At 63.7% G+C, this 12299-nt stretch carries 7 protein-coding genes and 2 pseudogenes; 4 read left to right on the forward strand and 5 right to left on the reverse strand.

Going from position 1 to position 12299, the window contains the following annotated elements; translation table 11 throughout:
* A partial coding sequence (locus tag INS93_RS20215) for a retention module-containing protein (RefSeq protein WP_192985215.1) occupies positions 1 to 2296 on the reverse strand: 2296 nt, incomplete at its 3' end.
* A 445-nt stretch (positions 2297 to 2741) separates the two neighbouring features.
* Between INS93_RS20215 and INS93_RS20220 the strand changes: the two genes are divergently transcribed.
* Genes INS93_RS20220 through INS93_RS20230 form a run of 3 tightly spaced genes read left to right on the forward strand, consistent with a single transcriptional unit; the run spans position 2742 to position 7652 of the window.
* Complete coding sequence (locus INS93_RS20220) at positions 2742 to 4097, forward strand: TolC family outer membrane protein (RefSeq protein ID WP_192985217.1); 1356 nt, start codon at positions 2742 to 2744, stop codon at positions 4095 to 4097.
* Between the two features lie 33 nt (positions 4098 to 4130).
* Positions 4131 to 6281, forward strand: a complete 2151-nt coding sequence (locus INS93_RS20225) for a type I secretion system permease/ATPase (protein ID WP_192985348.1) — start codon at positions 4131 to 4133, stop codon at positions 6279 to 6281.
* A gap of 12 nt (positions 6282 to 6293) precedes the next feature.
* Entirely contained in the window at positions 6294 to 7652 is a 1359-nt protein-coding gene (locus tag INS93_RS20230; RefSeq protein ID WP_160016768.1) for an HlyD family type I secretion periplasmic adaptor subunit, read from the forward strand.
* Positions 7653 to 7779: 127 nt separating this feature from the next.
* On the opposite strand, the gene INS93_RS20235 is transcribed toward INS93_RS20230, so the two are convergent.
* The 4 genes and pseudogenes from INS93_RS20235 to INS93_RS20245 form a co-directional block, all read right to left on the reverse strand.
* Positions 7780 to 8373 carry a tRNA-uridine aminocarboxypropyltransferase gene (locus INS93_RS20235; RefSeq protein ID WP_192985219.1) on the reverse strand — a complete coding sequence of 198 codons (594 nt, stop codon included), beginning with the start codon at positions 8371 to 8373 and terminating at the stop codon, positions 7780 to 7782.
* 82 nt (positions 8374 to 8455) lie between these two features.
* Positions 8456 to 9430, reverse strand: a pseudogene (locus INS93_RS25155) (methyl-accepting chemotaxis protein); the annotation flags it as partial.
* A 309-nt stretch (positions 9431 to 9739) separates the two neighbouring features.
* Positions 9740 to 10021, reverse strand: a pseudogene (locus INS93_RS25160) (PAS domain-containing protein); the annotation flags it as partial.
* Between the two features lie 117 nt (positions 10022 to 10138).
* Entirely contained in the window at positions 10139 to 11032 is an 894-nt protein-coding gene (locus INS93_RS20245; RefSeq protein WP_192985223.1) for a LysR family transcriptional regulator, read from the reverse strand.
* A gap of 419 nt (positions 11033 to 11451) precedes the next feature.
* Between INS93_RS20245 and INS93_RS20250 the strand changes: the two genes are divergently transcribed.
* Positions 11452 to 12294 (forward strand): sugar phosphate isomerase/epimerase family protein, encoded by an 843-nt coding sequence (locus INS93_RS20250; protein WP_192985225.1) that lies wholly within the window; start codon positions 11452 to 11454, stop codon positions 12292 to 12294.
* Positions 12295 to 12299: the final 5 nt, after the last annotated feature.

The raw sequence follows: 12299 nt of genomic DNA on the forward strand, positions 1-12299 counted from the left end.
GCGCGTAGAACAGCTCGACATTGCCCGAGGTCAGGCCCAGGTCCTGCAGGCCGATCAGCGCGCCCGGGGCGGTGCTCAGCTGGAAGCCKCCACGCCCGTCGGCACCGAAGTTGACCAGGGCGTCCAGGGTGCCGGGCCCGCCGCTGAGCGTCAGGGTCTGGCCGCCTTCGGCATTGCCATTGTCYAACGCGTCTTCATGCACCAGGCCGCCCACCGTGGGCCGTTCGCCCGGGGCGCCGACCAGTACCGGCACGTCGTCCTCGATATCGATGACGAAGCTGYCGGCGTCGAAACCGTCGATCAGCGGRTCRCCGTCACCGTCGGTGGCCACCAGCASRCCGGAGAAATCCAGWGCCAGGCTGCTGTCACCCAGGGTTTCCGCGTCGATACCATCGGGTTCCGGATGATCCAGCGGGCCCTGCAGGGTGAACAGGTAGCTGCCGTTCGGATTGACCACCAGGGTGAACACCGGTGCGCCGCCCTCGCCGGCCGTCGCCGTCAGGGTGCTGCCGTCGGCCGAGACGGCGTAGAACAGCTCGACATTGCCCGAGGTCAGGCCCAGGTCCTGCAGGCCGATCAGCGCACCCGGGGCGGTGCTCAGCTGGAAGCCTCCACGCCCGTCGGCACCGAAGTTGACCAGGGCGTCCAGGGTGCCGGGCCCGCCGCTGAGCGTCAGGGTCTGGCCGCCTTCGGCATTGCCATTGTCYAACGCGTCTTCATGCACCAGGCCGCCCACCGTGGGCCGTTCGCCCGGGGCGCCGACCAATACAGGCACGTCGTCCTCGATATCGATGATGAAGCTGCCGGCGTCGAAACCACCCGCCACGGCGTCGCCATCAAAATCGGTCGTTTGCAGAATTCCGGAGAAATCCAGCGCCAGGCTGTTATCGCCCAGGGTTTCCGCGTCAATGCCATCGGCCTCCGGATGATCCAGCGGGCCCTGCAGGGTGAACAGGTAGCTGCCGTCCGGGTTGACCACCAGGGTGAACACCGGGTTACCGCCCGCCGTGGCAATCAAGGTCGTGCCGTCGGCGGAAACCGAATAGGCCAGCGCCACACCGCCCGAGGTCAGGCTCAGGGCGATCAGGCTGTCGAGCGCTTCGGCGCTGCCGCTAAGGGAGAAACTGCCGCGCCCGTCGGCGCCGAAGTTGACCAGGGCGTCCAGGGTGCCGGGCCCGCCGCTGAGCGTCAGGGTCTGGCCGCCTTCGGCATTGCCATTGTCCAACGCGTCTTCATGCACCAGGCCGCCTACGCTCGGGCGTTCGCCCGGTACGCCTTGCAGTTCTGGGGTGTCGTCGTCGACGCCCAGCGTCAGACTGCCGGCAGCGGTGTTGCCGGCGCCGTCGGTGATGCTATAGCCGAGCAGGAAGAACAGGTCGTTCTCGTCGCTGCCGCCAGGTTCCGGTGCGGCATGGTCAAGCGGGGCGAACAGGCTGAACTCGTAGGTGCCAGCCGCCAGATCGGTGAGCTGCAGGGTGAATACCAGCGTGTCGCCGGCAAAGGCGCTGAGGGTCAAACCATCGGCGCTGACGCTGTAAGTCAGCGAAACGCCCTGCGAGCTGATTCCCAGCGCCGCCAGCCCTTCACTGCTCCAGGCGAAGCTGCCGATGCCATTGGGGCCGAAGCTGTAGCCCAGGGTGCCGATGACCGCCGTGTCTTCGCCGGCCAGATCGTTTGGACCACCGGCAATACCACCCGGCAGCCCCTCTTCGTCGACTGCATTGATGGCCTCGCCCCCGGTAGGGGCACCGTCGACCTCGAGTACCACCGCGTCATCCGGATCGACAATCGGCTCGCCATCGGGGAATTCGGGGCCGGTGCTGAGCCCTGAGGTAGGGAAACCTATCACTGGGTCGAGTGCGCCGCCGACCTCGCCGAGCAGCACGAAGGAGTGGCCGCCACCGACGCCGCCTGCACCACCACCCGCACCCGGGCCGGCGGCGGTGGCTTCACCTTCGAGGGTCGGGTCGACGCCGGCCTCGATCGCCGCCTGCAGTCGCTCGACGTCGGTCAGATCGCTATCGCTGGGAACGGGGGGCGGCGCATCGGCCGTCGGAGTCTGCGAGTCGGGACTGGCGGCAAGCATCTGCGCGTCGAGCGTCATGCTGCTGTCGCGCCCAAGAGTCAGTTGCTGGCCGTTGGTCATGGCAATGGCCACCGCGCCAGAGGCGCCGGTTACCAGTTGCTCGCCCGCGTAGACCCGGTCTCCTTCACTGATCGGCCGGCGCGATCCGTCGCTCGCTACCGCGAACACTTCGCCGACAACCTGACTGACGACACCAATAAGAGTAGCCATGATTCCATCCTCACTACGGCTGCCGACCACCGCCGACACGTACCTACCGAAAGGGTCAGAACACCTTTTCGAAGCCGAGGAGAAACCCAAGACAGCTGATTGAAATGGAACGGCGCAAAATCCAAAAAACGCTAATGACAAAAAAATGTCACTACAACCTGCGTCGAACTACTCCATCAGATGAATCCCCGCCCTGTGATGCCTGACAACCCATTTCAGCTGCAAAACCCACGGAAAATGAGGGTTTGCGCAGCTCACAGGTTCAAACAATGTGCTGCTTTTCGCAGAGTTCATAAGATTTTTTCTGAATATAGGTTGTGAAAAAAACATCTTAGGTTCTCCAAAAGTTGTTCTTAGCTCTGATGTTACAAGCCTGAAACGGTTTTACAGGCAAAAACGCCATTTTAATGGCGACAGGATAAGAACTCAGTCAGGAGAAACGCCAATGCGCACCTTGACCCCGCTATGGAGCGCCATGCTTTTGGCGACTGTTTGCAGCCAGGCGCACGCCATGAATCTCTCGGAAGCGATTCAAAGCACGCTGGACAATCACCCGGAAATCCACGCAGCCGCCAATAGCCGACTCTCATCGGATGAGGACGTGAAATTCGCGAAAGGGGGATATCTCCCAACGGTCGACCTGTTGGTCGGCTACGGTCGCGAGCAGACGGACAGCCCCAGTACCCGCGCACTGGGCGATCACAACAAGGAGACACTCAATTACCGCGATGCCGAACTTCGACTGAGACAGATGCTCTTCGACGGCTTCAATACACCCAATGAAGTGGCACGTACCGAGGCCGTGGTGAACTCGCGGGCCTATCGCCTGCTCGGCACCTCCGAAAGCCTGGCCCTGCGCACCGTCGAGGTGTACCTCGATGTGCTGATGCGTCGCGAGATGGTCACCCTGGCCCGCAACAACCTGCAGGCACACCAGCGCATCAACGATCAGATCGGTTTGCGAAGCCGCCAGGGCGTTGGCAGCACTGCCGACCTGGACCAGTCCGAAGCTCGCCTGGCACTGGCGCAGAACAACCTCTACACCGAAGAGGTCAACCTGGCCGATGCCGAAGCCAACTTCTTCAGCGCCGTGGGCCGCCTGCCGGACCAGCTGGAAAGCCCGACTTCGATCAAAGGCGGCATGCCCGCCGATCTGCTCGCCGCGCGGCAAACCGTGATGGACAACAACCCATTCCTGAAATCGGCACAGGCTGACGTCCACGCCGCCGAGAAGCAGTACGAGGTCGCCAAGTCGCCCTTCTACCCGCGCTTCGATCTGGAGCTGGCGACATCGGCCGATGACAACGTGCAGGGCGATGAGGGTCACTACAACACCTGGCGAGCCGCGGTGGTGATGAACTACAACCTGTTCAACGGCATGCGCGACAAGGCCCGGCTGCAGTCGGCGGCGCACCAGATCAACGAGTCGATGGACATCCGCAACAACGCGCTGCGCGTGCTCAACGAGAACCTCTCGCTGGCCTGGAACGCCATGGAAAACGCACGCCTGCAAACACCCAAGGCACGTGATTACGCGGACTACACCTCACGGGTTCGCGAGGCCTATCAGCAGCAGTTCAGCCTGGGTCAACGCACCTTGCTCGACCTGCTCGACAGCGAAAACGAGCTGTTCACCGCCAACCGCCGTTACACCGAAGTGCGCTATGGCGAAGAGTTCTCGATGTACCGCGTCGTTGCGGCAATGGGTGATCTGCTGCGTCAGCAACAGGTCGTGGTCCCGGCGGAAGCTGTAGCCCTCACTGAAGTGAAGAGCGAGGCACGTTTGCCGGATATGAAGTAGTACCGGCTTGAGGAGTAGTAGAAATTGACCACCATGGAACTGCCAGGGGCGGCCAGTGACCCGCGACTCAGCCACGACGATCCGCTGCTGGATGGTTTGTTGATCCTCTGCCGGCTACACGGCTGCTCGGCCAGCCGTGGCACCCTCAGCGCTGGCCTGCCCATGCCGGAGCAACGCATGAGCCCCGACCTGCTGCCGCGTGCTGCGGCACGGGCCGGGCTGCAGGGTCGCCTGCTGCAGCGCGACCTTGCCAGCATTTCCGCCCTCAACCTGCCCGTCCTGCTGTTGCTCAAGGACGGTCGCTGTGCGGTCTTGCGCCAGTGGGGGCCGAAGCAGCAGGCGCAGATCCTGCCCTGCGAGACCGATGGCGGTGAACAATGGGTCAGCCGTGAACAACTGGCCGCCGAGTACAGCGGCCGGGCCTTTTTTGCCCGCCCGCGACATCAGCTGGAGGAGGCCCGCACACCGCTGGTGCCACGCATCGAAGCCTGGTTCCGCGACACCCTCAAGCTGTCGCGCTGGCTCTACACCGATGCCGTCCTGGCCAGCCTGCTGATCAACCTGCTGGGTCTGATGGTGCCGCTGTTCGTGATGCAGACCTACGACCGCGTGGTGCCCAACCAGGCGACCGCGACGCTCTGGGTATTGGCCATTGGTCTGTTTATCGGCACCGGCTTCGAACTGCTGCTCAAGGTGCTGCGCGCACACCTGCTGGATACGGCGGGCAAGAAAACCGATGTGGTGCTGTCGGCCACCCTGTTCGAGCGCATCACCGGCATGTCGATGAAGGCACGGCCAGCCACCGTGGGCGGCTTCGCGCAAAGCATCCATGATTTTCAGGGACTGCGCGATTTTCTCACTGCGGTCACGCTGACCAGCCTGATCGATCTGCCTTTCTCCCTGCTGATGCTGCTGGTGATCGGGCTTATCGGCGGGCCACTGGTATTCATCCCGCTGCTGGCCTTCCCCATCACCGCGCTGTTCGCCTACATCATCCAGATACGCCTGCGCGATACCGTGCAGAAGAGCCTGCAGCTCGGCGCGCAACGCCAGGCACTGCTGATCGAAACCCTTGGTGGCCTGGAAACGCTCAAGGCCTGTGGCGCCGAAAGCGAGCGCCAGCACCAATGGGAGCAAACCCATGGCGCCCTCACTCGTCTGGACGGCCATGCAAAATTCCTCGCCTCGCTGGCCACCAATGGCACCCTGTTCCTGCAGCAGTTCGCCGGCATGGCCACCATAGTCGCCGGGGTCTATCTGATCATCGCCGGCAACCTCAGTGTCGGTGCGCTGGTGGCCTGCTACATGCTCGGCAGCCGCATCCTCGCCCCACTGGGACAGATCGCCGGGCTGATCACCCGTTACCAGCAGGCACGCCTGACCATGACCAGCACCGATGCCCTGATGGCCCTGCCGCAGGAGCGTCAGGACAAGCAGCGGCCGCTGGATCGCACCCAGCTCAAGGGCGCCCTGGAAATCCGGCAAATCAGCTTCACCTACCCCGGCCAGAACGCACCGGCGCTGACCAACGTCAGCCTGCGCCTGGGCGCTGGCGAGCGCCTCGGCATCATCGGTCGCAGCGGTTCGGGCAAGAGCACTCTGGCGCGTCTACTGATGGCCTTCTACAGTGCCGACGAAGGGCAGATCCTGCTCGACAACCTCGACCTGCGCCAACTCGACGTAGCCGACCTGCGCCACCAGATCGGCTACGTCGCGCACGATCTGCCACTGCTGGCCGGCAGTCTGCGCGACAACCTGACCCTCGGCGCCCGTTACATCAGCGACGCGCGCATGCTCGAAGTCGCCGAGCTCACCGGCGTGGTGGACCTGGCACGCCAGCATCCGCAGGGTTTCGAACGCCCGGTAGGCGAACGCGGCCAGTTGCTGTCCGGTGGCCAGCGCCAGGCCGTGTTGCTGGCCCGCGCACTGTTGCTCGACCCGCCAATCCTGGTGCTCGACGAACCCACCAGCGCCATGGACAACACCAGCGAAGACCTGCTGCGCCAGCGCCTGCACAAGTGGGTGCAGGGCAAGACGCTGATCCTCATCACCCATCGCGCCTCCATGCTCAGCCTGGTGGATCGCCTGGCCGTGCTGGACAACGGCCATGTGGTGGCGGACGGGCCGAAGGAAGCGGTGATCGAAGCCTTGCGCAAGGGCCGCGTCGGCCCGGCCAGCCTGTAGGAGCGACGAGCGATGCAAGCGACCCAGAGCCTCGGCAACTACTTCAGCAGCCTGCGCGAGAAACGTCAGGACACCGAGTTCATGCCGGAAGTCGAAGGTGCCATTCTGGAGGACTCGCCCTGGCTCAGCCGCGCCACGATCTGGGTGGTCAGCGCCTGCCTGCTGGCAGCGCTGGTCTGGGCGAATTTCGCCGTGCTGGAAGAGGTCACCACCGGCGAAGGCAAGGCCATCCCGTCGAGCAAGGTGCAGGTGATCCAGAACCTGGAGGGCGGCATCGTCAGTGAGATCTTTGTGCGCGAAGGCCAGGTGGTAAACAAGGGCGATACCCTGCTGCGGCTGGATGACACACGTTTTCTATCCAATCGCGGGGAAACCGAAGCGGATCGGCTGGCACTGATCGCCCGTCTCGAACGACTGAGCGCAGAGGCCGAAGGGCGCGAACCGCAGCTGCCCGAGGAAATCACCCGCGACGCGCCACAGCTGGCCGAAGATCAATTGGCCCTGTACCGCTCGCGCCAGCAGCGCTTGCGCAGCGAGCAACGCACCCTGGGCGAGCAACTGCGGCAGAAGGAGCAGGAACTCGCCGAATTTCGCTCCAAGGCCCAGCAATACCGCTCCAGCCTCGGCCTTTTGCAGCAGGAGCTGAACATGTCGCAGCCGCTGGTGGCCTCAGGCGCCATCTCCGAGGTCGAAGTGTTGCGTCTGCGCCGCAGCGTGGTGGAAGTGCGCGGCTCACTGGAGGCCACCAACCTGGCCATCCCGCGCGCCGAAGCGGCGATGAGCGAGATCAGGAGCAAGATGGAGGAGTCCGAGCTGGCATTCCGCGCCGAGGCCTTCAAGGAGCTCAACGAATTACGCACCGAACTGAAGAAGATCACCGCCACCAGCGTTGCCATCCAGGACAAGGTGACCCGTACCACCGTCACCTCGCCAGTGCGTGGGGTGATCAAGCAGCTCAAGGTCAACACCATCGGCGGCGTGGTGCAGCCGGGCAGCGACATGCTGGAGATCGTGCCGCTGGACGACAGCCTGCTGATCGAGGCCAAGGTCCGCCCGCAGGACGTGGCCTTCCTGCATCCGGGCCAGAAAGCCATGGTCAAGTTCACTGCCTACGACTACACCATCTACGGCGGACTCAAGGCCAACCTCGAACTGATCAGCGCCGACACCATCACCGACGAGGAAGGCAACAGCTTTTACCTGATCCATGTGCGCACCGACAAAAGCCACCTCGGTAGCGAGGAACAGCCACTGCTGATCATCCCCGGCATGGTCGCCACGGTGGACATCATCACCGGCGAGAAGAGCGTGCTGGCCTACCTGCTCAAGCCCGTACTCAAGGCGCGCTCGGAAGCCATGCGCGAACGTTGAATACCTGCCGTGCACGCGCGTAGCCCGGATGCAATCCGGGATTGATTGTCGAGACGCACAACTTCCCCGGATTGCATCCGGGCTACAAGGCCGAAGCGATATCGTAGGGTGCGCCGTGCGCACCGCCCTAGCGCTGGTGATTGCGGGTGAACACCTCTTCTCCCATCGCCGCGATCTGGCCTTCGATCAGCGCATCGAAGGGCCGCAGCAGCGCGTCGAAACGCCGTGGCGCCTCAAGCACATCCAGCGCGGCAACGATCGCTTCGATGGTCGACAGCGCCCCTTCTGCTGGAGCCTTGCGCAGGCGATAGCGCGAGGGTGCTGCGGCGCTCAGGCTGACTCGCGGCAATGCCGCCAGTAGGGGATTGAGGTGCAGCAGTTTGCGCGCCTTGCGCCAGGTGCCGTCGGGCACCACCAACAGCAGCGGTTTCTCCTTGGACGCGTAGCCTGTCAGGGCGACAGCCTCTGCGCCAGGAAACAGCAGGCAGGCTCGATAATCAGGCTGGGCGAGCAACTGCGGCAGGTCATCGAATACCTCGCCGACGCGCAGCTCGGCATGGCGCAACCCAAGCGTAGCCAGGCGAGCGGTATTGAGGGCATGGCCGACCTCGCTCGGGTGCTGCAGGACAAGCACACGAGTGCGACTCTCGAGGTCGGGAATCAGCGGGCAGAGGCAATGGCCAAGCGGGCGCTGGCAGCGGGAGCAGGTCGGACGAGGCATGCCGCGCAGTGTGCCAGAACGGCTCGGGCTCGCGTAGCCCGGATGCAATCCGGCCCCCCCCAGACTGCATCCGCGCCAGGGATCAGCGGTTGAAGCGCTCCGCAAGACTGTGCAGGTAATCGGCCATTTCCTCCAGCTCGCGGCTGATGGCCGCGCCCTGATGCGCCTGCCCGGCACTGTGATCGGAAAGCTGGGCGATACGAGTGATCTGCCGGCTGATGTCCTCGGCCACGTGGCTCTGCTCTTCGGAAGCCGCCGCCATCTGCTGGCTCATGCTGGTGATGCGCGTCACTGCCGAGCTGATGCCCTCCAGCGCGTCGCGTACCGACTCCACGCTCTGCACACTGCCGCGGGAAATGTCCTCGCCCTTGCCCGCTGTGACCACCGCACGCTCGGCCCCTGCACGCAAGTCGGCGATGATCTGGTGAATCTGCTCGGTGGACTGGCGCGTACGCGAAGCCAGCGAACGCACTTCATCGGCCACTACCGCGAAACCGCGGCCCTGCTCCCCTGCCCGTGCGGCCTCGATGGCGGCGTTGAGCGCCAGCAGGTTGGTCTGCTCGGCAATCGAGGTGATCACGTCGGCCACACTGCCAATGGACTGCGTGGAGTTGGCCAGCTCGTTGACTGCCTGGCCAATATCGTTGACCGCCTTGGCCATCTGGCGCATGGAATCGAGGCTACCTACAGCCAGATCGCGCCCCTCACGTGCCAGGCGATCAGCCTCTTCGGCAGCGTGCGAGGTGTTCTGCACGTTGTGTGCAACTTCCTGAATGGTCGCCGCCATCTGGTTGATGGCCGTGGCCGATTGATCGGTCTCGGCACGCTGTTGATCGAGCATCTGTGCGCTGGATTGCGACAACTCGGCGGACTGCGTGGCGCGCTTCTTGACGTTCTCGCCAGCATCTTCCAGCCGCGTCAAGGCCGTCTGCAGTCGCGCCTCCTCACTGATCATCGCCATATCCAGCAACGCCTGGGCACCACGGTTGTCGCTGTAGGTCAGCGCCACCAGGCCGCTGGTAAAGGCTTTCGGATGCTCGGCCAGCGTGCGGCGGATCAGCTGCCGGGTCCGATAAAGCTGGTAGGATCCCAGCGCGAACAGCGTCAGCACGATAAAAGCCATCAGCGGCCAGCCAGAGACCACCCAGTGCGCCGCGAGGATCAGCAGCGACGCGGCGATCAGCGGCCAGGAACGCACCACATCGTACGTCCAGTATTCCAGCTTCGGCACGGGTGATTTGCCAGCCCGCAGCCGGGCATAAAGCGCTTCGGCGCGACGCTTCTGGGCCTCGGTTGGCAGTGAGCGTACCGACTCGTAGCCCGAAACCCGGCCGTTCTCGTAGACGGGCGTGACGTAGGCGCTGACCCAGTAGAAATCGCCATTCTTCGAACGATTCTTGACGATGCCCATCCAGGGTTTGCCCTGCTTGATGGTGTCCCACATATGGCCGAACACCGCCGGCGGCATGTCCGGATGGCGCACGAGATTGTGCGGCTGGCCGACCAGCTCCTCGCGGGTGAAGCCGCTGATCTCGACGAAGGCGTCGTTGCAGTAGGTGATCTTGCTGTTGAGGTCGGTGGTGGAAATCAGGCGTTCATCAGCGGGGAAGGTTCTTTCCCGCTGAGTCACGGGCAGGTTCTGGCGCATCGAGGCTTCCCTGTTCGAATTGATGTTGGTACAGACGTATGGATAAGTACTAGCACAGCCTAATAACCGCGCCAGTTGTGGGCTCTAAGCCTTTCGAAGGAGAAAGACGACCCTGTTTCAGATTTGATTCAGTTGCGTCTTGAGCAAGTCGCGAAAAGTCTGAATCAGTGGCTCGCGAGTACGTCCCCGGCGCAGGATCAGCGAGAACGGTGCCTGGTAGCCAAATACCGCTGGCAGCAATACCCGCAGCTTGCCGTGATCCACCCAGGGCTGGGCGTAGTGCTCCGGCAAATAGCCGATGTAGGCGCCTGAGAGCACCAGAATCAGCTGCGCCTCCATCGACTCCACGGTAGCCGCACTGTGCTTGAAACCATGACGGGCCAGTTCGGCCTGGCTCCAGTAGCCACGACCGACCATGCGCTGCTGGGTGATCAGCTCCTCAGGAATCCGCCTCTGCTCGAACAACGCATGCCGCTCGCTGCAATACAGCCAGTGCTGCTCGCGGTACAGCGGCTGGTAGACCAGCCCGTTCATGCGCGTGGAAAAGGCGCCGATGGCCAGGTCCAGGCGGTTGTCCAGCACCGCCAGCTGCAGCTCATAAGGGCTCATCACCGACAGGTGCAGATGCACGCCCGGGTGCTCCTGGCTGTAGGCGCCGATCACCTCGGCCAGCGGCAGGGCCGGATCGCTGACAGTGGAGTCCAGCACGCCGAGGTTGAGGGTGCCGCGCAACTCGCCCTTGAGCGCCGCCGAGTAACGCTCGAAACCTTCCAGTTCGCCGAGCAGGCGCAGGGTTTCCTGGTGAAACAGCTCGCCCTTGCTGGTCAGGCTGAAGCCGCCACGGCCGCGATGGCAGAGCACGATGCCGAGCTGACTTTCCAATTGGCTCATGTAGGTACTGATGGCCGACGGGGAAAGATTGAGTTCCTGCTGCGCGGCGGCGAAGCCCTGATGACGCACCACGGCGACAAAGATCTTCAGCAGTTTCAGGTCGGGTAAAGCGAGGGACATGGCGGCGCACGGCAGAGGAACGGAGCGCCAGTGTAGCGCCCTGCCCTGGCCTGGCACATCCAGCAAATGTAGCCCGGATGAAATCCGGGACAACAGCCAGCCTATTTCCCCGGATTGCATCCGGGCTACAAGACTACACCGCCCTGCTCTAGGCACAGACCGGCGAAACAACAGGTGCGCGCGGCGCACCCTACGGGCCGATAGCGTCGTAGCACGGATGAAATTCGGGGCAGTGCAAGGCGTATCAATAGTTCAGCAATAACTGAACTAAGTATTTGTTCGATGCGATTTAACCCGTTCCCAGGCTGAGCCAACAATGCAGCCATAACCAGGCGCCGGCTCGAACCGCACGCCACCGGGCGCCACATCACGCCCCTTGCCAATCTGCCGCTGACCTTCGCCCTCTCCAGGAGACGGCCATGCGACTGGAAATCTTCCGCACCCTCTGGGGTTATCGCGGCAGTTGGCAGCAAGCGCTCGACGAAGCGCTCGGTGCCGGCTTCGACGGTATCGAAGCGCGCATCCCCGAGACCGCCGCGCAGCGCGCCATCAATGCCCGTCTGCTGCGCGAGCAGAACGTCCCCTATATCGCCACCCTGTTCACCTCCACGCCGGTTCTGCCGCGCCAGAGCGATAGCCCGCAGGTACACCTCGAAGACCTGCGCATGAAGCTCGACTGGGCCGCTGAGCTGAGCCCACGCCTGGTCAACGTACTGCCCGGCAATGATCGCTGGGCGCTGAGCGAACAGGTCGATTTCTTCGGTCGCGCCGCCGAACTGGCATTGGCCTGCGGTCTGCGCGTGTGCTTCGAGATTCATCGCGGCCGCTCGCTGTACAGCCCCTGGGTCACCCTCGACGTGATCCGCCAGGTGCCCGAATTGCGCTTCACCAGCGATATCAGCCACTGGCTGGTGACTTGCGAACGCCTGCTCGACGACCCCGCCGACGACCTCTCGGCCTTCATCGAGCGGGTCGACCACATCCAGGCCCGCGTGGGCTATGACCAGGGCCCACAGGTGCCGCACCCCGGCGCGCCGGAGTACGCCGAGGTGCTGGCCTTCCACCAGCGTCACTGGGAAAGCATCTGGAGCAGCCAGGAAAAACGCGGCCTGCAGACCACCACCCTGACCCCCGAATTCGGCCCGGACGGCTACCTGCACCACCTGCCCTTCACCGACGTGCCGGTGGCCGACCTGTGGCAGCTCAACCAGTGGATGGCGCGTTGCGAGCGCCAGCACTTCCACCGTTTCACCAGTCGCTGAGGAAT

The organism is Pseudomonas sp. EggHat1 (assembly GCF_014892995.1).
Taxonomy (GTDB): Bacteria; Pseudomonadota; Gammaproteobacteria; order Pseudomonadales; family Pseudomonadaceae; genus Aquipseudomonas; species Aquipseudomonas chaetocerotis.